Source organism: Pseudomonas asgharzadehiana (genome assembly GCF_019139815.1).
GTDB lineage: Bacteria > Pseudomonadota > Gammaproteobacteria > Pseudomonadales > Pseudomonadaceae > Aquipseudomonas > Aquipseudomonas asgharzadehiana.
Window position 1 is genome coordinate 2,662,023 of record NZ_CP077079.1, and the last position, 22,833, is coordinate 2,684,855.

General features: G+C 61.7%; 17 protein-coding genes and 3 pseudogenes. 12 read left to right on the plus strand and 8 right to left on the minus strand.

Going from position 1 to position 22,833, the window contains the following annotated elements:
• Positions 1-856: 856 nt before the first annotated feature.
• From KSS96_RS28320 to KSS96_RS12290, 3 genes and pseudogenes are all read left to right on the plus strand, one after another.
• Positions 857-1,276 (plus strand): annotated as a pseudogene (locus tag KSS96_RS28320) (HAMP domain-containing protein); the annotation flags it as partial.
• A gap of 102 nt (positions 1,277-1,378) precedes the next feature.
• Positions 1,379-2,134, plus strand: a complete 756-nt coding sequence (locus KSS96_RS28325) for a methyl-accepting chemotaxis protein (RefSeq protein ID WP_371911986.1) — start codon at positions 1,379-1,381, stop codon at positions 2,132-2,134.
• Positions 2,135-2,151: 17 nt separating this feature from the next.
• Entirely contained in the window at positions 2,152-3,072 is a 921-nt protein-coding gene (locus tag KSS96_RS12290) for a substrate-binding domain-containing protein (protein ID WP_017528363.1), read from the plus strand.
• A 156-nt stretch (positions 3,073-3,228) separates the two neighbouring features.
• On the opposite strand, the gene KSS96_RS12295 is transcribed toward KSS96_RS12290, so the two are convergent.
• The 4 genes from KSS96_RS12295 to xylA form a co-directional block, all read right to left on the minus strand.
• On the minus strand, positions 3,229-4,365 hold the full coding sequence (locus tag KSS96_RS12295) for a sugar ABC transporter permease (protein ID WP_017528364.1): 1,137 nt from the start codon (positions 4,363-4,365) through the stop codon (positions 3,229-3,231).
• Positions 4,366-5,913, minus strand: coding sequence for a D-xylose ABC transporter ATP-binding protein (gene xylG, locus KSS96_RS12300; RefSeq protein WP_032883461.1), 1,548 nt, complete (start codon positions 5,911-5,913; stop codon positions 4,366-4,368).
• A 5-nt stretch (positions 5,914-5,918) separates the two neighbouring features.
• The gene (gene xylF / locus KSS96_RS12305; protein WP_017528366.1) at positions 5,919-6,920 is read right to left on the minus strand and encodes a D-xylose ABC transporter substrate-binding protein; all 1,002 of its coding nucleotides are present in this window, start codon (positions 6,918-6,920) and stop codon (positions 5,919-5,921) included.
• Between the two features lie 112 nt (positions 6,921-7,032).
• Positions 7,033-8,349, minus strand: coding sequence for a xylose isomerase (gene xylA / locus KSS96_RS12310; RefSeq protein WP_017528367.1), 1,317 nt, complete (start codon positions 8,347-8,349; stop codon positions 7,033-7,035).
• 139 nt (positions 8,350-8,488) lie between these two features.
• Here xylA and KSS96_RS12315 point away from each other — a divergent pair, with 139 nt between their 5' ends.
• The 7 genes from KSS96_RS12315 to otnI all read left to right on the plus strand — a co-directional run bounded on the left by KSS96_RS12315 (position 8,489) and on the right by otnI (position 16,673).
• The gene (locus KSS96_RS12315) at positions 8,489-9,670 is read left to right on the plus strand and encodes a XylR family transcriptional regulator (RefSeq protein ID WP_017528368.1); all 1,182 of its coding nucleotides are present in this window, start codon (positions 8,489-8,491) and stop codon (positions 9,668-9,670) included.
• A 128-nt stretch (positions 9,671-9,798) separates the two neighbouring features.
• Positions 9,799-11,100, plus strand: coding sequence for an Nramp family divalent metal transporter (locus tag KSS96_RS12320; protein WP_065877874.1), 1,302 nt, complete (start codon positions 9,799-9,801; stop codon positions 11,098-11,100).
• A gap of 295 nt (positions 11,101-11,395) precedes the next feature.
• A complete protein-coding gene (gene ltnD / locus KSS96_RS12325; RefSeq protein WP_223271474.1) occupies positions 11,396-12,370 on the plus strand; it encodes an L-threonate dehydrogenase in 975 nt (324 codons plus the stop codon).
• 10 nt (positions 12,371-12,380) lie between these two features.
• Positions 12,381-13,673 carry a 3-oxo-tetronate kinase gene (gene otnK, locus KSS96_RS12330; protein WP_065877876.1) on the plus strand — a complete coding sequence of 431 codons (1,293 nt, stop codon included), beginning with the start codon at positions 12,381-12,383 and terminating at the stop codon, positions 13,671-13,673.
• Complete coding sequence (gene otnC / locus KSS96_RS12335) at positions 13,670-14,314, plus strand: 3-oxo-tetronate 4-phosphate decarboxylase (protein WP_017528372.1); 645 nt, start codon at positions 13,670-13,672, stop codon at positions 14,312-14,314. The genes otnK and otnC overlap by 4 nt, the downstream gene beginning before the upstream one ends.
• 97 nt (positions 14,315-14,411) lie before the next feature.
• Positions 14,412-15,872, plus strand: coding sequence for a GntT/GntP/DsdX family permease (locus KSS96_RS12340; protein ID WP_065877879.1), 1,461 nt, complete (start codon positions 14,412-14,414; stop codon positions 15,870-15,872).
• Between the two features lie 15 nt (positions 15,873-15,887).
• Positions 15,888-16,673, plus strand: coding sequence for a 2-oxo-tetronate isomerase (gene otnI, locus KSS96_RS12345; RefSeq protein ID WP_068932184.1), 786 nt, complete (start codon positions 15,888-15,890; stop codon positions 16,671-16,673).
• A gap of 81 nt (positions 16,674-16,754) precedes the next feature.
• On the opposite strand, the gene KSS96_RS12350 is transcribed toward otnI, so the two are convergent.
• The 4 genes and pseudogenes from KSS96_RS12350 to KSS96_RS12360 all read right to left on the minus strand — a co-directional run bounded on the left by KSS96_RS12350 (position 16,755) and on the right by KSS96_RS12360 (position 20,644).
• Positions 16,755-17,576, minus strand: coding sequence for a DeoR/GlpR family DNA-binding transcription regulator (locus KSS96_RS12350; RefSeq protein WP_017528375.1), 822 nt, complete (start codon positions 17,574-17,576; stop codon positions 16,755-16,757).
• Positions 17,577-17,667: 91 nt separating this feature from the next.
• Positions 17,668-18,183, minus strand: a pseudogene (locus KSS96_RS28330) (methyl-accepting chemotaxis protein); the annotation flags it as partial.
• 348 nt (positions 18,184-18,531) lie between these two features.
• Positions 18,532-19,611 (minus strand): annotated as a pseudogene (locus KSS96_RS28335) (cache domain-containing protein); the annotation flags it as partial.
• A gap of 142 nt (positions 19,612-19,753) precedes the next feature.
• A complete protein-coding gene (locus KSS96_RS12360; RefSeq protein WP_017528377.1) occupies positions 19,754-20,644 on the minus strand; it encodes a bestrophin family protein in 891 nt (296 codons plus the stop codon).
• Between the two features lie 262 nt (positions 20,645-20,906).
• Between KSS96_RS12360 and KSS96_RS12365 the strand changes: the two genes are divergently transcribed.
• Both KSS96_RS12365 and KSS96_RS12370 read left to right on the plus strand, forming a co-directional pair.
• On the plus strand, positions 20,907-21,743 hold the full coding sequence (locus KSS96_RS12365; RefSeq protein WP_065877883.1) for a hypothetical protein: 837 nt from the start codon (positions 20,907-20,909) through the stop codon (positions 21,741-21,743).
• A gap of 24 nt (positions 21,744-21,767) precedes the next feature.
• Entirely contained in the window at positions 21,768-22,811 is a 1,044-nt protein-coding gene (locus KSS96_RS12370; protein WP_026067297.1) for a GGDEF domain-containing protein, read from the plus strand.
• Positions 22,812-22,833 lie beyond the last annotated feature (22 nt).

Sequence of the window (22,833 nt, forward strand, 5' to 3'; positions counted from 1 at the left end):
CATCGGGAGCAAGCCCCTCTCACTTTTTTTTGACCGCGTTTCAACCTGCCTTCAGCACTCAAGTCCCCGCCCGCCAGGCCGATATAGCCACTAGGTGCATACCTGGTCGTCGTTCAGGTCAACCAATAAAAATCAAAAAGGGGTAGCCATGACCATATTGCAGCGCGTGATCGGCGGATTTGCGGTGTTGGTGCTGTTGCTGCTGATCATGGCCGGGATCAGCTATCAGAACACGCAGTCCATCGGCAGCCGCTTGACCATTATCACCGGCCAGTCGGCGCCTTTGAGCCGGGCCGCGAGTGAGTTGTACGTGCATATCCTGCGCGCCAACCAGGCGTTGCTGGCCATTCAGATCAGTGCCGACCCCAAGCAGATCGAGGACGGCAAGCGCCCGTTTACCGAGAGCGTCGCCCAGTTCAACCAGTTGCTCGACAGCACCCTTGCCTATACCGGCGAGCATGAGGCTCTGCGGGCGAACCTGGCGCAGCAGCGTCAACAGGTCGCGGCCTACGCCGAGCAGGCGCAAGCGTTGATGACCTCCCACTTGCAGCATGTGCAGCAGCTGGTACTGACGCGCAAACTGCAAGGCTACAGCAGTGCGCAGGCGATACAGTTGACCAGTTACTTGCGCGACTACATCGCGCAGGCACGCAGTGCCGGCGAGCCGCAACAGGTGGCCGCCGCGGAAAAACTGCTGTTGGAAGTCAACAAATCCTACGATGGCTTCGCCGCTCATACCGTCACGCCCGCCATTGATAAATTACAGCGCGTGCTCAATCTGCAGGACGAAGTGATCAGTTCTCGCGCCCAGGCCCTCACCTCGATTGACCCGCGAGCCGGGCGTATCGCCGGCGTGATGGTCAATCGCCTGCTGACGGACCTGACCGCCCCTGACGGGCTGCTCCAGGCCTATCAAGTGGAGGCGAAACTCGCCACGCAGGTGCAGCAACAACGCGATGCGGTGGATGCGGCGCTCAAAGCCACCCTGGAGCGGATTGGCGAGTTCGGCAGCCAGTCCCTGGAGGTCGCCAACCAGGCCAGTCACTCGGCCAATGCCACCATCGGCACCAGCCGCAGCTTGCTGTTGATTGCGTGTGTGCTGGCGGTGCTGGCGGCGGTGGCGATTGGTACGTGGGTCGCCTTCAGCTTGCGGCGGCCGTTGGCGGCGTTCCGTGAAGTGCTCAAGAAACTCACCGCCGGCGACATGCGAGTCAGTTTCGATGTCAGCCGCAAAGATGAGTTCGGTGAGTTGGGCGGCTACCTGAACGAACTGACCAAGGCCCTGCAGAAAACCTTCCGTGAATTGATCAGCTCTGCCGATGCACTGGCCGTGACCGCTGGAAGCAACGCCTTGAACAGCGAGCAGACCACCCGCGTGGTGGATGAACAGAAAGACCGTTTGCAGTCGGCGGCCTCGGCCATGACGCAGATGGAAAGCACGGTCGAAGAAGTGGCGCGGCGCGCCCAGGACACCCGCCAGGCGGTGGACGATACCAGTGACCTCACGCACAAAGTGCAGGAGCGCGTGGCCGAGACCATCGTCAATATCCGCCAGCAGGCCGACCAGGTGAACAAAGCCACGCAGGTGACCGATGAGCTGCAGAAGTACGGGCAGAACATCGAGGGCATTGTGGTGGCCATTCGCACCATTGCCGAACAGACCAACCTGCTGGCCCTGAACGCGGCGATCGAAGCGGCCCGGGCCGGCGAGCAGGGACGCGGCTTTGCGGTGGTGGCCGATGAAGTGCGCTCCCTGGCCAGCCGTACGCAGGCCTCGACCAGCGAAATCCAGGACATGATCGGGCTCATGCAGGAAAAAATTCACTCGGTGGTGCACGTGATGAACGAAAGCCAGGCGCAGTCCAGCCAATGCGTGTCCCTGGCCTCGGGCGCCGGTGATTTGTTGCTGTCCATGAGCGGCGCGGTCGACAGTATCCGCGACATGAATATTCAGATCGCCGCCGCCACCGAGCAGCAAAGCGCCACGGTGCAGGAAACCAGTCGGATGGTCATCCAGATCAACGATTCGGCCCAACTGACCGCAAACGGCGCCGAACAGTCCGCCGTCAGCAGCCAGGAACTGTCGGACATGGCCAAAGTGCAGCGCGAGCTGCTCCATCATTTCAGCGTTTGAGCCGCAGGAGTCAGAACATGAAAGCATGGTTAATGCTCGCGCTGGGGGCGACGCTGTTCGTTCCGGGCCCCACCCAGGCCGCCACGCCCTTGCTGGGTGTGGGGATGGCAAAATACGACGATAACTTCCAGACCCTGCTGCGCAATGGGGTGCAGCAGCAGGCCGGCGTCATGAACGCCGACATCTTTATGGAAAACGGCAAGGACAGCGTCGATTTGCAGATGCGCCAATTCCGCAATCTGGTCAATTCCAAAGTGGATGCGATCATCATCGCGATGGTGGACGGCAAGAGCGCGGCGCAAATGATGCAATTGGCCTCGCAGGCCAAGATCCCGCTGGTGTTCGTCAACCGTAACCCGAACCCGGAAAAGTGGCCGGCGCAGACCGCGTTTGTCGGCTCCAACGAGTTGGAGTCGGGCACTTTGCAGATGGAAGAACTGGCGCGCCGTGCCGGTTACAAAGGCAACGTGGTGATTCTGGTGGGCGACCCGGCCAACGCATCTTCGTTGATGCGCACGGAGGATGTGGAAAAAGTCGTCGCCAAATACCCGGACATGAAAGTGATACAGAAAAAAGTCGGCAACTGGGAGCGCAGTCAGGCCGCCACGATTGTCATTGACTGGGTCAAGCAGGGCGTCGATTTTTCGATCGTCGCCGCCAATAACGATGAAATGGCAATCGGCGCGATCATGGGTCTGGAAAAGGCTGGCAAGCAGGCCAAGGACTATTGGGTCGGCGGTATCGACGGCACACCGGACGGCTTGAAACTGATGGCCGAGGGCAAGATGGCGGTCAGCGTGTTCCAGGACGCCGCCGGCCAGGCCAGCGGTGCCGTGGACACCGCGCTCCGCCTGGTCCGCGGCGAAGTGTTGGAGTCGACGGTGGTATGGGTGCCGTTCAAGTTGATCACGCCGGAGAATCGCCAGGCGTTTGAATAAGACTGGCCACCTCGATCCAACCTTGAAATGCAGTCAACTGTGGGAGGGGGCTTGCTGCCGATGGCAGTGGGTCAGCTACCGATAAGCTGGCTGATGCACCGCCATCGGTAGCAAGCCCCCTCCCACAAGGGTTATGTGGTGTCGGTGAGAATGGGTTCAGCGCCGGCCCGCGCGCGTGCTCACGTCCACCCATACCGCCAGCACCAGAATGCTGCCCTTCACGATCATCTGCCAGTAGCTGTCCACGTCCAGCATCGACATGCCGTTGTCCAGGCTGGTGATGACCAATGCCCCCAGCAGCGCGCCGTACACCGTGCCCGAGCCGCCGCGCATTGAGGTGCCGCCGATAAAGCACGCGGCGATGGCGTCCAGTTCGCCCATGTTGCCCGCCGACGGTGAGCCGGCCGCGAGGCGGGCGGTGTTGACCAGGCCGGCGAGGGCGCACATCACGCCCATGATGCCGAAGATCCACAGTTTTACCGCCTGTACGTTGATGCCCGACAGGCGCGTGGCCTCCATGTTGCTGCCCACCGCATACACGCGGCGGCCGAACACGGTCTGGCTGGTGACGTAGCTGAACACGCCGAGCAGCACCAGCAGCAACAGCACCGGCACCGGGATGCCGTCGTAGCTGTTGAGCGTAGTGACGAACCCGGCCAGCACCGCGCCGATCACCCCTACGCGCACTACGTCACGCACCCGTGAATGCGCCGCCAAACCATGCAAGGCGCGGTTGCGCCGTTGTTTCCAGGTAAGGAACAAGGTCAGCGCAAACAGCAGCACGCCCAGGCCCACACCCACGGTATGCGGCAAATAGCCCTGGCCCACATACACCAGCGATGGCGACACCGGCGCGATGGTGGTGCCGCCGGTGATCCCCAGCAAAATCCCGCGAAACGCCAGCATCCCACCCAAGCCGACGATGAACGACGGGATGCGCAGATACGCGGTCATGTAGCCGTTGGCCAGGCCGATCATCAGTCCGCACAGCGCCACCAGGCTCAGGTTGGCCAGCAGCGGGATGTGATAGACCACGTCCAGGATGGCCGCCAACCCACCCAGCAGCCCCAGCAACGAGCCCACCGACAAATCGATCTCGCCACTGATAATCACCAGCACCATGCCGCACGCCAGAATCCCGGTGATCGACATCTGCCGCAGCAGGTTCGACAGGTTACGCGGCGTCAGGAAGCCACCCTCGGTCTGCCAACTGAAAAACAGCCAGATCACGGCCACCGCGATCACCAGGGCGAGCATTTTGTAGCGGGTAAACAGCTGTTTGAGCTGATTCATCTACGCGGTCTTCCGATTGTTATTGTGTTGGCTGAGCGCGGCGGCGAGCACCTGTTCCTGGGTGAGCCCCTCGTTGATGAAATCGCCGCGCAGTTGGCCGTCACCGATCACCAGCACACGGTTGGACACGCCGAGCACTTCGGCCAGTTCCGAGGAGACCATGATGATCGCCACCCCTTCGGCCGCCAGCGCGCCCATCAGTTTGTAGATCTCATATTTGGCGCCCACATCCACCCCGCGCGTGGGCTCGTCAAGGATCAGCACCTTGGGCTTGGCCATCAGCATTTTCGCCAGCACGGCTTTCTGCTGGTTGCCGCCGGACAGGCTGGTGATCGGCAAAAACGGGCTGGAGGTCTTGAGATGCATGCGCGCGATCTGCTGGTCGATGCTGCCCAGTTCCGCTTCGGCGTCGATGCGGGTCAGGTGCGCGTAGGTGTCGAGCACCGCCAGGGTGATGTTCTGGCCCACGCCCAGGTCGGGAATGATGCCCTGGCGCTTGCGGTCCTCGGGCACCATGCACAGCCCGGCCTGGATTGATTTGAGCGGCGTGCGCGTGTCGATCACCGCGCCGTCCAGCCACACCTCGGCGCTGTAGCGGCCAGGGTAGGCGCCGAACAGCGCCGACACCAGCTCGGTACGCCCGGCGCCCACAAGACCTGCGATGCCGAGGATTTCACCGCGCTTGAGCACGAACGAAATATCATCGACACGCTTGCGCTTGGGGTTGTCCACGTCGTAGCAGGTGACATGGCGCGCCTCGAAAATCACCTCGCCCACCGCATGGGGCTCGGTGGGGTAGAGGTTGCTCATCTCGCGGCCGACCATCTGCGTAATGATGCGCGGGATGTCCATGTCGGCCATGGCCGTGGTCGCAATGTGCTTGCCATCGCGGATCACCGCGATGGTGTCGCACACGGCGGCCACTTCATCGAGTTTGTGGGAGATGTATACGCAGGCCACGCCCTTGGCCTTGAGGTCACGGATGATGTCCAGCAGCACTTCGATTTCCGAGCGGGTCAGCGCCGAGGAGGGTTCGTCGAGGATCAACAGGCGCGCCTGTTTGTTGAGGGCCTTGGCGATTTCCACCAACTGCTGGTAACCGCCGCCGTACTGCGACACTGGCAGCGCCACATTCATGTCCGGCACCTTGAGTTCACGCATCAACGCTTCGGCGCGGTGGAACATCGCCGGGTAGTTCATGCGCCCGCCGGGCAGGGTCAGCTCGTGGCCCATGAAGATGTTCTCGGCCACCGACAGGTCGGGCACCAGGGTCAGTTCCTGGTGGATGATGACGATGCCGGCCGCCTCGGTTTCGCTGATGGACTGCGCCCTGAGCGGCTGCCCGTCCCAGAGGATTTCGCCGTCCCAGCTGCCGTACGGATACACCGCCGACAGCACCTTCATCAGGGTGGATTTACCGGCACCGTTCTCGCCGCACAGGCCCACGCATTCCCCCGGCCGCACCTTGATATCGATGCCGTTCAGCGCGTTGACACCGCCAAAGCTTTTGACGATGCCGTTCATTTGCAACAGGTAGTCGGCGGCCATGGCGTTCACTGCCCGCCGATCTGCTCTTTGGTGTAGAACCCGTCCTTCTCCAACAGATCGATATTGGCCTTGGTCAGCGGGGTCGGAGTGAGCAGGATGGTGTCGACTTTTTTGCTGCCGTTGTCGTATTGCGAGCTGTAGGTGGGCTTCTCGTTACGCGCCAACTGCACCGACAGCTTGGCGGCTTCGGTCGCGATCAGTTTGAGCGGCTTGTACACGGTCATGGTCTGGGTGCCGTCGATCACGCGCTTGACGGCGGCGAGGTCGGCATCCTGGCCGGAGATCGGCACCTTGCCCGCCAGTTTCTGCGCGGCCAGGGCCTGGATCGCACCGCCGGCGGTGGCGTCATTGGAGGCGACGATGGCGTCGATCTTGTTGTCGTTTCGAGTCAGGGCGTTTTCGACGATGCTCAGCGCTTCGGTGGGGTTCCATTCCTTGACCCATTGCTGGCCGACAATCTTGATATCGCCCTTGTCGATGGCCGGCTGCAGCACTTTCATCTGGCCTTCGCGCAGCACCTTGGCGTTGTTGTCGGTGGGCGCGCCGCCGAGCAGGAAGTAATTGCCCTTGGGCGCCGCTTGCAGCACGCCGCCGGCCTGCATTTCGCCGACTTTTTCGTTATCGAAGGAGATGTAGGCATCGATGTCTGCGTTGAGGATCAGGCGGTCATAGGACACCACTTTGATCCCGGCCTTCTTGGCTTCGGCCACCGCGTTGGTCAACACCGTGGCGTTGAACGGCACGATCACGATCACATCGACGCCACGGGAAATCAGGTTTTCGATCTGGGAGATCTGCTTTTGTTCGTTGGCATCGGCGGACTGCACGAAGACCTTGGCATCGAGTTTCTCCGCGGCCGCCACGAAGTAATCGCGGTCACGGGACCAGCGCTCCAGGCGCAGGTCATCGATAGAGAAGCCGATTTTCGGATGGGCCGGGTCGGCCATGACCGGCAGGGTCAGCAGGGCCAGGGTGGTGGCGAGCAGGGTACGTTTGAATGACTTCATGGTGGTGCGTCCTTTTATTGTTGTTGGAAAGACACTGGGTGAAGACTTTAGGCGAACACTGTGGGTGTGGCTAGCGGGCCGCCCCTGTGGCAAGCCCGCTCACGACAACCCCTTAACTGTAGATAAAACGGTTGACCATTCCTTCAAGCATTTCCTGGCGCCCACTCACGGCCTGCGGGTTGAGCTCATGGGCAAACGCATGCTCGGCCAGCGACTCCAGGCTGAACTCGCCCGCCAGCACGGCCTTGCCCAGCGGCTGCTGCCAGCCGGCATAACGCTGGTCCTTGAATTGCTGCAACTGGTCGTTTTGCACCATGGCCGCCGCGCGTTCCAGGGCCAGGGCCAGGGTGTCCATGGCGGCGACGTGGCCGTAAAACAGGTCGACCTCGTCCAGGCTCTGGCGGCGCACCTTGGAGTCAAAGTTGTAGCCGCCGTTCTTGAAGCCGCCGGCCTTGAGGATTTCATAGGTGGCCAGGGTCATTTCTTCGACGCTGTTGGGGAACTGGTCGGTGTCCCAGCCGTTTTGCGGGTCGCCGCGGTTGGCGTCGATGCTGCCGAAGATCCCCAGGGACACGGCGGTGGCGATCTCATGATGAAAACTGTGCCCGGCCAGGGTGGCGTGGTTGGCTTCGATATTCACCTTGATCTCGTGTTCCAGGCCGTACTCATGCAAGAAGCCGAACACCGTCGCGCTGTCGTAATCGTATTGGTGTTTGGTCGGCTCCTGGGGCTTGGGTTCGATCAGCAGGTCGCCCTTAAAGCCGATCTTGTGCTTGTGCTCCACGACCATGCGCATAAAACGTCCGAGCTGTTCGCGCTCGCGCTTGAGGTCGGTATTGAGCAGGGTTTCATAGCCTTCGCGGCCGCCCCACAACACGTAGTTGGAGCCCTTGAGCCGCAAGGTGGCGTTCATGGCGCTGAATACCTGGGCGGCGGCATAGGCGAATACCTGCGGGTCCGGGTTGCTCGCGGCGCCGGCGGCAAAGCGTGGGTTGCTGAAGCAATTGGCGGTGCCCCACAACAGTTTGATGCCGGTTTGTTCCTGATGGCGCTCCAGGTGGTCGACCATCTGCGCAAAGTGGTTGCGGTATTCCTTGAGCGAGCTGCCTTCGGGGGCCACATCGGTGTCGTGAAAGCTGTAGTAGTCGATGCCCAGCTTGGAGAAAAACTCAAAGGCCGCGTCTGCCTTGCCGATGGCCAGTTCCATGGGGTCGCCGCTGCGCTGCCACGGCCGCTTGAACGTCCCCACGCCAAACATATCCGCACCCGGCCACACGAACGTGTGCCAATAACAGGCCGCCATGCGCAGGTGCTCACGCATGGGTTTGCCGAGGATCAGCTTGTTGGCATCGTAATGGCGAAAGGCGAGGGGGGCGTCGCTGGTGGGGCCTTCGAAGCGAACCTTCTCGACACCTGGGAAGTACGGCATGGCGTTTTCCTTATTGTTCTTGGCGGTGTCTGGATACTAGCAATGGCCTGGGGGCTGCTGATTATGAAAATCACCAAAGGGGCGTGCGATTTTGAGTGGCGGGGGCTAGTCTCTGGCGACCGGCCACAGGACAACAACAATGAAAACCCTACCGCCCGTTCACCGCATCGCCTTGCTGTTCAACGGCAGCAAAATCTATGACCGTGGCATCATCGCTGGCATCGGCAATTACCTGAGCAGCACACGTGCGTCGTGGGACCTGTTTCTGGAAGAGGACTTTCTATGCCGCCTCAAAGGCATAGAGCGTTGGCAGGGCGACGGCATCATTGCCGACTTCGACGACCCGTTGATCGGCGAAGCATTGGCGGGGATCAAGTTGCCGGTGGTGGCGGTGGGCGGTTCTTATGAGGATGCGCGTGCCTACCCCAAGGGCATTCCCTACGTGGCGACCGATAATGACGCGTTGATGAAGCTGGCCTATGAGCATCTGATCGAGGCCGGGCTGACGCGGTTTGCCTGTTTCAGCTTGCCCGAAGCCCAGGCCAACCGTTGGGCCCAGGAGCGCGAAAAAGCCTTCCGCCGGCTGATGCAGCGCGACGGTTTGCACGTGGAGATCTATCGCGGCCTGGGCACCAGCGCGCCACTCTGGGACAGCGCCGTGGAACTGCAGATCGCCTGGCTGCATAGCCTGCCCAAACCCATCGGCATCATCGCCGTCACCGACGCCCGCGCTCGGCAATTGCTGCAGGCCTGCCTTACCGCCGGTATCGCGGTACCGGAGCAGGTGGCGCTGATCGGCATCGACAACGACCCGCTGACCCGCACCCTTACGCGCGTGCCCTTGAGCTCGGTGATCCAGGGCACTGAAACCATGGGCCGCACCGCCGCCGCGCTATTGCATCAGATGCTGCACGGCAAGCCTTGCGCCGGTACGCAAATCCTGGTGCCGCCGGAGGCCATCAATGTGCAGGCCTCCAGCTTGCATCAACCCTTGGGCAACCCTTACGTGATGCAGGCGCTGCTGTTTATCCGGCAATACGCCTGCCAGGGCATCAAGACCGCCCAGGTCGCGGCCTATGTCGGCGTGTCGCGCTCATCCCTGGAGTCGCACTTTCGCAAGGTGCGCGGTTGCAGCGTGCATGACGAGATTCTGCGTTTCAAACTGGCGGCGGCGGCCAAGGGGCTGGAACACGGCGATTTGGCGATTACCGACATTGCCCAACAGTGCGGCTTCAAGTCGGCGCAGTACCTGCACACCGTGTTCCGGCGTGAGTACGGGTGTACGCCACGGGAGTATCAGCACGGCGTGGCGTGTGATTGAGGGCTGTATTGCCACTCGCGCAGAAGAAACATTTTTTAATACTTATCCAACCCTTATGGTTGTACGACGTCATATCAACTGTGTTCGACTAGCCGCGCTCTCACAAAAAAAACAAAGGAGACTCTCCGATGACCGGTTTCCCTTCCATCGAAGGCAAGGCTGCGGCACCTGCGTCCGGCCGTGTTGTACGACTTCTAAAGCTGCTTGGCCCTGGCGTGATTGCCGTGCTGTCCTGGTTGGGAGCCGGTGATCTGATCACCTCCTCGGTGGCGGGCGCCAACTATGGCTACGCCATGATGTGGGTGCTGGCGGTGTCTCTGCTGCTCAGGTACCTGATCGTCAACATCATTGCGCGCTTCCAGTTATGCAATAACCAAGGCATGACGATCCTGCAGGGCTACGCCCAGTTGAACCCGTTTTTTGCCTGGTTCCTGCTGGTGTACGCATTGCTCATGGGGCACCTGATGAATGCCTACATGATCAAGGGTGCGGGTGAGGCCCTGGCCATGCTCTTCAAGACCGACTACGCACTGCTGTGTTCGGTGGCGGTGGTGCTGGCGGTGTGGATGCTGGTCGGGCGCAACATCTACTCGATGATCGAAGGCGTAATGAAAGGCCTGTTGGCAATCATGACCCTGGCATTCATTGCCTTGGCGGTCATGTCCGGGCCGGACATGGCAGGGATCGTCAAAGGCACGATCGGTTTCAGCATCCCGCCGGACGAGGGCGTGCATGGCGCGCTGCTGGTCGCGGTATCGGTGATCGGCGCGGTGGCGGGTTCGATCGCCAACTTCGTGCACCCGTATGTCATGCGCCAGAAGGGGTGGACGGGCCCGCAACACAAGCGCATCCAGCGTAACGACCTGCTGTTTGCGGTGTTCGTCGGCATTGTGATCAACCTGGCGATCTGGATCGTGGGTGCCGAAATCCTTCGGCCCAACGGTATCGAAGTGAAGACACTGGGCGATCTGGGCAAGGCGCTGGAAATCTTCTTTGGCCCGATTGGCTGGTACATCTTCTTCATCGGCGTGTTCGCCACGCTGTTTGCCAGCATCTCCGGCAAGACCACTGCGTTTCCGATGCTGATCACCGACGCGTTCCAGCACGTACGGCCAGGGCGGCGCGAGCGTTACGGCAAGCAATTCCACCATGACCCGATGCATAAGTGGTTCATGCTGTTCATCCTGGTGACCCCGTTGGTCTGGTCGCTGCCTGGCATGCCGGACTTCGTCACGCTGACCATCGGCGTCAGCGCGTTGAACATCATCGGGTTGCCGGTGATTTCCCTGGGCCTGCTGATCATGTCCAACCAGAAGTCGCTGCTCGGCAAGGAATACCGCAATAACCTGTTCGAGAACATCGCGCTGCTCTTCGCCACGGGGCTGGCACTGTGGGTAGCGTTCCAGCTCGGGGTAGACCTGTTCAGCTGATCTGCGTGGCTGTACGCGTCGCGCCTGTGCCGCGCGACGCGTACGGTACGTTCAACGAAACGCCGTCACTACCTCCTCGATACACCACGCCTGCGCCTTCCTTGTCCTGTGCATCATCGGCCCGCCTACACGCGGGCGTTGCTGCTTGTGTTCCATCACGTCCTTTCACACAAAGCCTGGCCGCCGGACGACGCGGGCATGCCGCCGGCCCTGCGCGAGGCGACAACGGCCAGGGCTACCGATGTTAAAAAATGTTAGATTGAAAAAATACTTCACATAATCCGTTCATTGGTGGATGATCGATCGCCATTCCAACGCGGCTCGCCGGTGTGGTGTCAGCCGCCGTTTTCCCCTGGAGTACCCCATGAATAATAAGAATGTCGGTGTGATCGGTTTGGGCGCGATGGGGCTGGGCATTGCCCGCTCGCTGTTGCGCGCAGGTTTCAATGTGCATGCGTGTGACGTACGTGAAACGGTCACCCAGCAGTTCGCCGTCGAAGGCGGGGTGGCGTGTGCGTCGCCCGCGCAGATGGCGCAGGCCTGCGATGTGATCATCACGGTGGTGGTCAACGCCGAACAGACCGAGACCGTGCTGTTCGGTGAGGGCGGGGCGGTGGCGTCGCTACGTGCGGCCAGCCTGGTGATCGGCTGCGCCACCGTGGCGCCGACGTACGCCGTGGAGTTGGGGCAGCGCCTGGGCGAACACGGCCTGCTGTATCTGGATGCGCCGATTTCCGGTGGCGCGGCCAAGGCCGCCGCCGGTGAAATGACCATGATGACATCCGGCCCGCAGGCCGCCTACGCCAAGGCCGAAGCGGTGCTGGCGGGCATGGCGGGCAAGGTTTATCGCCTGGGCGACGTGCATGGCCTGGGCTCGAAGGTCAAGATCATCAATCAATTGCTGGCCGGGGTGCACATTGCCGCATCCGCCGAGGCCATGGCCCTGGGCCTGCGCGAAGGGGTCGATGCCGACGCCTTGTACGAAGTCATCACCCACAGTGCCGGTAACTCCTGGATGTTCGAGAACCGCGTGCCGCACATTCTCAAGGCCGACTACACGCCGCTGTCGGCGGTGGATATTTTCGTCAAGGACCTGGGCCTGGTGCTCGATACCGCCCGCGCCAGCAAGTTTCCGCTGCCGCTGTCGGCCACGGCGCACCAAATGTTCATGCAGGCGTCCAGCGCCGGTTTCGGCCGCGAGGACGACTCGGCGGTGATCAAGATTTTCCCGGGTATCGACCTGCCCACCGCCAAGCCCGAGCCTGTTTGAGGAACGCCGCATGACTGACTCCAACGCACGTCCCTTGCTGGGCTGCATCGCCGACGATTTCACCGGCGCCACCGACCTTGCCAACATGCTGGTGCGCGGCGGTATGCGCACGGTGCAGAGTATTGGTATCCCCAGCCGCGAAGTCGCCCAGGGGCTGGAGGCCGACGCCATCGTCATCGCGCTCAAGTCGCGCACCACGCCCGCAGCCGAGGCGGTCGAGCAATCGCTGGCCGCGCTGGACTGGCTGCGCGGGCAGGGCTGCGAGCAGATCTTCTTCAAGTACTGCTCAACCTTTGACTCCACCGCCGCCGGTAATATCGGCCAGGTCAGCGAGGCGTTGCTCAAGGCGCTGGGCAGCGATTTCACGCTGGCGTGCCCGGCGTTTCCAGAAAACGGCCGCACGATTTTCCGCGGTCACTTGTTTGTGCAAGACCAGTTGCTCAGCGAGTCCGGCATGCAGCACCACCCGCTGACGCCCATGGGCGATGCGAACCTGGTGCGCGTGCTGCAACAGCAGACGCAATTGCCGGTCGGTTTGTTGCGCTACGACACGCTCGCTGCGGGGGTTGATGCCGCCCGCGCCAAGATCGTCGAACTGCGCGGGCAAGGCGTGGGCATCGCCATCGCCGACGCGCTGTCGGACCAGGACCTTTACACCCTGGGCAGTGCGTGCGCCGACTTGCCGTTGCTCACCGGCGGCTCGGGCCTGGCTTTGGGCCTGCCGGGCAATTTCCGCCGCGCCGGTAAACTGGGCGACTTCGATGTCACGGCATGCCCCACGGTCAGCGGTGGCGAGGTGGTGCTCGCCGGCAGCGCCTCGGTGGCGACCCTCGGCCAGGTGGCGGCCTGGTGCGAAGCGGGGCGCCCGGCGTTGCGTCTTGACCCCATCGCCCTGGCTAACGGCGAACCGGTGGTGGCGCAAGCGCTGGCCTTTGCCCGCGACAGTGCCGACACCGTATTGATCTATGCCACCAGCACCCCGGACGAGGTCAAGGCGGTGCAGCAACAACTGGGTGTCGAACGCGCCGGAGCCCTGGTGGAAGATGCACTGGGCGAGATCGCTGCCGGTTTGCGTCAAGAGGGCGTTCGACGCTTTGTGGTGGCGGGCGGCGAAACGTCCGGCGCGGTGGTCAAGGCGCTTGGCGTCACCCTGTTGCAGATCGGCGCGCAGATTGATCCCGGCGTGCCGGCCACGGTGAGCAGTTGCGCCGAACCGCTGGCGCTGGCGCTGAAATCGGGCAACTTCGGGGGGCGCGACTTCTTTGCCAAAGCCCTGGCGCAACTGGCGGGAGGCGCCCAATGAGCGCCATCAACGAGCAGGCCCTGCGCGAAGAAATCTGCGACGTGGGCCGCAGCCTTTACCAACGCGGTTACACCGTCGGCAGCGCCGGCAATATCAGTGCGCGCCTGGACGATGGTTGGCTGATCACCCCCACCGATGTCTGCCTGGGTCGCCTGGTGCCCGGGTGCATTGCCAAGGTCAATCTTGACGGCGAATGGGTGTCGGGTGACAAGCCGTCAAAAACCCTGGCCCTGCACCGCCAGGTGTATGACCGCAACCCGGCGGTGGGCGGCGTGGTGCATACCCATTCGACGCATCTGGTGGCGCTGACCCTGGCCGGAGTGTGGCGGGCGGACGATATCCTGCCGCCGCTCACGCCTTATCAGGTGATGAAAGTCGGGCACATTCCGCTGATTGCGTACCAGCGCCCCGGCTCGCCCAACGTCGCCGAGCAAGTGGCGCAACTGGCCAACAGCGTGCGTGGCGTGATGCTCGAACGCCTCGGGCCGGTGGTGTGGGAAAGCTCGGTGGCCAAGGCCAGCTATGCCCTGGAAGAGTTGGAAGAAACCGCACGCCTGTGGTTGATGAGCAACCCCCGGCCCGAGCCGCTTGGCCAGGCCGCATTGGATGAACTGCGCGAGACGTTCGGCGCGCACTGGTAACCCGTAGACCGACATTGCAAGCACCACTCGAGAACCGCCCGCGGCGCTCGATGGGGCCCGCTTGCGCCCAAAAACAATAACAACAGGACATTTACCAATGAGCCCATTGATTTTGATGTTGACCGCCGGCGCGGGCATCGCGCTGCTACTGTTTCTGGTCCTCAAGTACAAATTCCAGCCGTTTGTCGCGCTGATGCTGGTGAGTATCGTGGTAGCGCTGGTCGCCGGGGTGAAACCGGCTGATCTGGTGGCGACCATCGAAGGCGGCATGGGCAAGACCCTCGGCCATATCGCGATCATCATCGCCCTGGGCGCCATGATCGGACGCATCATTGAGCTGTCCGGCGGGGCCGAGGCCTTGGCCAAGTCGTTGATCGAGCGGTTTGGCAACAGCCGTACGCCGCTGGCGCTGACCATTGCCGGGTTCATCATCGGCGTGCCGGTGTTCTTTGAAGTGGGGGTAATTATCCTGATGCCGCTGGCCTATGGTGTCGCACGCCGGGCACGCAAGCCGTTGCTGGTGTTTGCGTTGCCGATGTGCGCGGCGCTGCTGACGGTGCATGCGTTTTTGCCGCCCCATCCGGGCGCGGTGGCGGCGGCCAGCCAATTGGGTGCGGACCTGGGCCGGGTGTTGATGTTCGGTCTGCCGATCACCGCCTTGCTGTGCTACGTCGGTTACCGCGTGGCGGGGCGCATGACGCGGCGCTTCTACCCGATGACCGACGACATCCGCGCCGAAGTCTACGGCCCTCATGTCACCAATGAAGACCTGCGCGCCTGGACCCACGGTAACGACAACGCGGTGCAACAGGCCGGCGTTGCCGAAGCCCCGATGGGCCTGGAAGAATCCACCAGCGCCATCGTCGCCAAGCTGCCGCCGGCCCCGGCGCCGGGCTTTGGCCTGATCGTCAACCTGATTCTGCTGCCTATCGTATTGATCCTGTTGGGCACCCTGGCCACCTCGTTGCTGCCGGTTGAATCGGCACTGCGCGGGGTGATGACGGTGCTCGGTGCGCCCCTGGTGGCGCTGTTGATCGACACCTTGTTGTGCGCCTGGCTGCTGGGCTCGCGCCGGGGCTGGAGCCGCAGCCAGGTGTCGGACGTGATCGGCTCGGCTTTGCCGGGCGTGGCCATGGTGATCCTCATCGCCGGCGCCGGTGGGGTGTTCGGTAAAGTGCTGGTGGACACCGGGATCGGCGCGGTGGTCTCCGACCTGTTGCGTACTACCGGGCTGCCGGTGCTGGCCCTGGGTTTCCTGCTGACCATGCTGTTGCGCGCGGTACAGGGCTCCACCACCGTCGCCCTGGTGACCACGGCCGGTATCATCAGCCCGCTGATCGCCACCCTCAACCTGACGCCCAATCACCTGGCGCTGCTGTGCCTGGCCATGGGCGGTGGCGGGCTGGCCATGTCGCACATCAACGACGCCGGCTACTGGATCTTCACCAAACTCGCCGGGCTCAATGTGGCCGATGGGCTGCGAACGTGGACCGTCATCACCACCTTGCTGGGTACCCTGGGTTTCGTGATTACACTGCTGATCTGGCCTTTTGTCTGATTTTCGGGAGTTTCTATGCCTCGTTTCGCTGCCAACCTGAGCATGCTGTACCCGCAACATGAGTTTCTCGACCGCTTCGATGCCGCCAGGGCCGATGGTTTTGACGCGGTGGAGTACCTGTTTCCCTATGACTACCCCGCCGAGGTGCTTGGCCAGCGCCTGAGGGACAACGGCCTGGTGCAGGCCCTGTTCAACGCGCCGCCCGGTGACTGGGCGGCGGGGGAGCGGGGTATCGCGACCCTGCCGGGGCGCGAGGCCGAGTTCCGCCGTGGCTTTGATCGCGCCCTGGAATACGCCGCCGTGCTGGGCAACAACCGCGTGCATGTCATGGCCGGCTTGCTGCCCTCGGAAGACCTGCGCCAGCGCCATCACGCGGTGTACCTGCAAAACCTGGCCTACGCCAGCGCGGCGGCGGCCAAGGTCGGCGTCACGGTATTGCTGGAGCCGATCAATACGCGCGACATGCCGGGGTTTTTCCTCAATCGCCAGGACCAGGCCCAGGCCATCTGCAGGGAAGTCGGCGCAAGCAACCTCAAGGTTCAGTTCGACTGCTACCACTGCCAGATCGTCGAAGGCGACGTAGCCACCAAACTGCGCCGCGATTTCGACGGTATTGGCCATATCCAGATTGCCGGCGTACCGGACCGCCACGAGCCCGACCAGGGCGAGTTGAACTACCCGTTCCTGTTCGAACTGCTCGACCGGTTGGGCTACGACGGCTGGGTGGGCTGCGAGTACCGGCCAAAGGGCGATACCTCGGCGGGCCTGAGATGGTTGCGGGACTGGAAAGCCGCCCACTAGTCGCGTGGGAGGGGGCAGTGTGCCAACCACCCCATCAGCCAGCCCTGCCACCGCCATCCAAGCCTCGCCATTGCTCGGGGCTCATGCCGGCGACGGATCGCCCGGCAGCATCAATTCAATGCCACGCTTGCGGATGCCATCGGCCGCTGCGGGGGCGAGGGCGTCGTCGCTGATGATTACGTCGAACGGCTCCAGCCCGGCGATGCGGTACATGCTGAAGGTGCCGTACTTGGAGCTGCTGGCCACCAGCACCACTTGAGCCGCCGATTGCATGGCCACTTGCTTGACCTCGACTTTCAGCGCCGAAGGGGTGGTGATGCCCCGGTGCAGATCCCAGGAACTGGTCGATACAAACGCAATGTCCGTGACCACCTGGCGCAGCGTCGCCACGGCCAGCCCGCCGACCGAGGAGTGATTGTCGTGGTCCAGCTGGCCGCCGGTGTGGATCACCATGACCTGCGGCGCATCCATCAAGGCCTGTACGATCCCGAAGTCATTGGTCACCACCGTCATGCCGGACAGCGCCTTGATATACGGGACGATCTCCAATGTGCTGGTGCCGGCGTCCAGGTATACCGTCATGTCCGCGTGCAATAGCCGCGCGGCCAGCCGTGCCATGGCCTGCTTTTGCGGCAGTTCCACGACGGCTTTGGATTGATGGCTGGGTTCGCTGTGTAACTGGCTGGCGATACGCACTCCGCCGGTGACGGAGTACGCGCGGCCTTCCTGCTCCAGCAAGGCGATGTCGCGGCGCACGGTCATGTGCGAGCAATCGAACATCTCCATCAACTGGTGCACGCTCATCACCTGATGCTTGCGCAACTGCCGCAGGATTTGCTCACGGCGCTGCTCGGGAATCATCGGGGTGCTGCTGTCGGCGGCCGTGTCCTTGGGGTTGGGCATTAAGGCTCCGGGGTGGTTGGGCAAAGGGCGGGAAACGCGTGGCTATAGTAGCCAATACACGCCCCCGCAGGCGACCCCGGTGTGACAGCGGCTAGAACTTGAAGCGACCCACCAGGCCCTTGAGCTGACCGGAAATATCGGTCAAGCGGCCTGAGCCGGTTTGCGCCGAATGCGCAAAGCCTTCCACCAACTGCGCATCGGCATGGATCTGTGCGATGTGGCGGTTGATCTCTTCGGCAACCTGGTGCTGTTCCTCGGCCGCGGTGGCGATCTGGGTGTTCTGGTCGCGGATCGAGTCCACCGAGCCGCGGATCTTGTCGAAGCTGTCGCGGGCCTGCTGGATGCGCTCCACGCTGGTGTGAGACACCAGCAGGCTGCCTTGCATCTGCTGCGTGACTTCCTGGGTGCGGCGAGCGAGGTTGCCCAGCAGGCTGTCGATTTCGCCGGTGGAATCGGCGGTGCGGCGTGCCAGCGCGCGGACTTCATCGGCGACCACGGCAAAACCCCGGCCCTGGTCACCGGCGCGCGCGGCTTCGATGGCGGCGTTGAGCGCCAGCAGGTTGGTCTGCTCGGCAATCGAACGGATGGTGTCGAGGATGGTGTTGATGTTCTGGCTGTCCTGCTCCAGCAACTGCATGGTCTGGGTCGATTTCTGCAGGTCTTCGCTGAGCTTGAGCACGCTGCCGGTGGCTTCGCCGATGTGCTGTTGGCCGTCGTGCACGTCGCGGTAGCCTTCATCGGCGCTGGTTGCCGCGGCGCTGCACGAACGCGCCACTTCATTGGCGGTAGCGACCATTTCGTTGAACGCAGTGCTCACCAGTTCCACCGCTTCGCGCTGGCGGCCGGCAGCCTGGTTCATGTTGTTGGCCACTTCGCTGGTGTCGGCGGCGGCACTTTGCAGGTCCGACGATGCGTTGCCGATGCGCTGCACCAGTTGCGCGATCATGCTCAGGAACTGGTTGAACCAGCCCGCCAGGCTGGCGGTCTCGTCCTTGCCCTGCACCTTGAGCTGGCGCGTGAGGTCGCCTTCGCCTTCGGCGATCTCTTGCAGGCCGTCGGCCACGCCGCGAATCGGCCGCACGATCACTCGGGCGAAGCTGGCGCCGACGATGGCGAAGACCACCGCGAGTACCGCCGCGATGGCACCGATCAGCCAGGTCAGGCGGGTCGCTTCGGCCATCACTTCATCGCGCTTGATCAGGCCGATAAAGCGCCAGCCCAGGTCTTTGGAGCTGACCACGTTGGCCATGTAGGCCACGCCGTCGATGTCGATCTGGGTCACGCCGTCGCTGCGCTTGGCCAGTTCGGCGTAGTTGGGGCCCAGCTCGGCCAGGGGTTTGAAGTTGTGCTTGGCATCGCTGGGGTCCACCAGCACGTTGCCGTTGCCTTCCACCAGCATGAGGTAGCCGCTGTCGCCCAGCTTGATGTTGCGCACCAGTTCGGTGAGCTGCTTGAGCGACACATCCAGGCCGACCACACCGAGGATGTTGCCGCTGGCATCGGCGACGGTGTGTACGGTGCCAATCAACACCACGTCGTCCGGCGCCCAGTAATAGGCGCCGGTACGCACGGTGGCGCCGGGGGCGGCGATGGCCGCTTTGTACCAGGGGCGCACACGTGGGTCGTAGTTGTTCAGTTTGGTGTCGTCCGGCCAACTGGCGTAGCCGCCGTCGCTCAGGCCCAGGGACAGGTAGGCGGTGGTGGGATGGCTTTTGGCGAACTGGTCGAAAATCGCCAGCAGCTCTTTGTTGGTCTGGGTCAGCGGGATTTGCGCCGCATCGGCGCCGGCGTAGCTCTTGAGGTCCTTGGCCGCGACAACGCGCGGGTCCTTGGCCACGAAATCGACGTTCTGGCTGATGCCGTCGAAGAACTGCTTCATGCCGTTGTCGATCTGGCGTATTTCGCGACCGCTGCTGTCGAGGAAATTGGCCAGGGCCCCCTCGCGCAGATTCAGCACTACCAACACGGCCACGAGTATGACCGGAAGGCACGCGATTGCCGCGAACGCCCAGGTCAACTTCTGCTTGATATTCATGACTTCACCTGCGGGTATTTGTAGTTTTGGCAAGGAGAAACGCTAGTGCTGAACGCCGCATGTGTTGTTATGAGGGGATATGGCCATGCGTACCCTTGGTTTATCGACCGGTAGGGCACGCACTTTAGGGCGCGAGGTGTGATCAGCCGATTTGGTCGTCGGCCAGGGCGTCGCGGCGCATCGATTGCAGGTTCTTTTCGATGGTTTCGCAGATGGCTTCCATCTGGATCTGGTGTTCGCTGGAGCGAAACGGGCTTTGCAGATCGGTGCCGATGCGTTCGATGGCCAACAGCATGAAGCCCACCACCGTCGACGCCAACGGCGTGAACCAGCCCAGGGACTCCACCAGGCCCACCGGTACGATCAGGCAGAACAACGAAATAAACAGCCGTGGAAAATACACGTAAGGGTAGGGCAGGGGCGTGTTGGCGATACGCTCCATGCCGCCTTGGGCGTTGGACAGGTCCACCAGCGTCGACTCCAACCGCGCCAGGCGAATGCTGTCCAGGTGCCCGGCCTTGTATTCGCGAGCCAACAACGCCGCCGAACCGGTGAGGATATCGTTGGCAAAATTATTGGTAGCGCCGTTGCGCGCGAATTCGTCGGTGGGGATGAACGCGCGTACTTCATCCGGGCACGGCTCGCCCTTGAGGTGTGCGGCCAGGCAGTTCACATAGGCCACATGGCGGCGCAGCAGGGTGGATTTGGTCGGGTTCACGTCGCTGCCGGGGTCGTCCAGCAGGGTCAGTACCTGGCGCGCAAAGCTACGTGAGTTGTTGACCATCGCGCCCCACAAGGTCCGCGCCTCCCACCAGCGGTTGTAGGCACTGCTGTTGCGAAAACTGATCAACACAATGAGCGCCGAACCCAGCAAGGTGAGCGGCATCAGCGGCAAGTTGACCTTGGCGTTGAGAAACAGCATGAAATCCACCGTGACGGCGATATCCCACAGCAGCAGCCAGAACAGCGACCAGCCTACGTAACCCATGGTCTTGATGATCAAACGGTATTTTTTGATGATGGCGGCTTTCAAACGACAACCTCGCGGTGAACGGTAAGCAAACAGTGCCTTAGCTCGGACGCCGGGCTGGGGGGAAGGTTCGAAGGCTCACTGAAAGGGTTAAGCCACTCGGGCATTTTCGGAACAATTTTGGTAGCGACGCTGTCCGTTGGCGTAATTACGATAGATTGCGCTCAAGGCAAAAAGCCATTACCGGTACTGCAATTGAGATCAGTGAATCCAAGTTGTTTGATCAGGGCTCTTTCTCATGTGTGGCAGTTCGTTGAAGTTGGCAATGGAGCATTCGGCGCAAGCGTTTGAGCGTCATGAAAAGTTTGAAGCGTGCGTGCGCAATCATTACATAATGTTGCTGGAGCCCTATTCAAAGAGACCGTTTTTTTACAAGACCGCGTTAAAGTTCAGCCGTTTGATGGTGTCCTTTACGCTGTTGAGCACTTATTTCTCCAAGCCCGTGCCGTTACTCTCCGAGGTCAAAGAATTTTGCATGACGCGCGGGTTCTGTTCGGGAAACAGTTTGGAGTCGATCTTCCTGTTGTTCCGGGCGCTGGGGTTCATGAAGGTCACGGGCCATTCCGATGACAGCCGCTTGCGGGTATTCAGGCCTTCGTCCCAGGCCTGCCGGGAGATCAGGCTGATGCTCGCGTCCGTGGTGGAGCCACTGGGCGTGATGTGCCCCGAAAAGTCCGTTGTCGCGCAAATGGCGGGGTTGGATGACCGCACTTACCTGGCACGTTATTTCAAAGGTTTTTCGGTTCTGCTGACGCACAACGCGACCATCGATCTGTTACTGCCTGACTGTTATTGGCTGGTAAAGCGCGATGCCGGGCACATGTTGATGTTGGCGATTTATAACGATGCCTGTGCGCCGGATAACCAGGGTGCAAGTTTCAGGTCGTCTTCCTATCTTGCAATCGCAGAGCAGTTATCGGTGTCCAAAACCCATGTTATTCGTTTGGTACAAGAGGGCGCGGACCGGGGATATTTCAAGATTCATTCAAAGACCCAACTTGAAGTGCTGCCGCCGTTTATTTATTTGGTCAGACGCTTTATGGCGTATTCGTTTGCGACGTGCTTACACAGCCTTCAGTTGAGCCAGGCCGATAGTACATAGGCAACTAATACAGGGAAGGAAATCATGCCGGCTATTTTGAAGCTCAGGCCGCGAATGCAGCGCTTGTTATCGCCTGCAGTCACCCAGGCCGAATTGCTCGGAATCATCGCTTGGTTGGGGGTGTTGCTGGCGAGCCCGGTGATATGGGGGCTGGACCTGATGGCGATCACGCTGGGCTTGCTGATCGTGTTTGGCTGCCATCGCGTGGCGGTCAATTATCGGGTGTGGCGCCTATTGGGCGTGGTCTACGCGGTGCTGCTCTGCGCCGGCTTCGCCTACGTGATCAGCGCCAACGTTGAACTGCAGGTGTTTGCCTTACCGCTCGCGGTGACAGTGGTCATCAGCAGCGCCATCCTCTTTATCGCCGTCGCGGATTTTCTGCTTTGCGCGGCATTGGTGTGGGCCGTGCTGTGGCCCACCATCACGGCGGGTTTTTATCCGGGTGCGCAGACCTATCTGTTCATTTTCTGCTTATCGTCGGTGTCGATTGGTTTCATCCTGAGCTTCTCCTACTTGAAAAACCTGCGCTCAGTGTTGTTGGTGGAAAGTGAGTTTCGTGAATTGGCCCAGACTGATTACTTGACCTCCATCCTCAACCGGCGCGCTTTCATGGAGAGCTTCGCCAAGTTGATCGCCGCCAATGAAGGCGGCTGGTTCATGATGTTGGATATCGACAGTTTCAAATTGAAAAACGATCAGTTCGGCCACGATGTTGGCGACAGGATTCTCTGCGCCATGGCCGCCAGCCTCAAAAACACCCCAGGCAGCCACAGTTTCGGCAGGATCGGCGGCGAAGAGTTCGGTGTGTTGGTGCTGGGGGATGACCCTTGGGCTGCCGGCGATTTCGCACTGCGCCTGTTGCAGGCGATTCGCAGCAGCGTCGCGCCGCCCCATCATTACACTTGCAGTGCAGGCATGACGCGTTTCTCGGCGGGTGCCGACATGTCGGCGGTCCTCAAGTGTGCCGACCGCAACCTGTACACCGCCAAGGGTAATGGCAAGGATTGTGTGTACCTGGATGGCGCGCGGGTGCGGGAGAACGTCACAAAGCGGATACCCAAAAAATAACGAATGAGAATAGATATCAAAC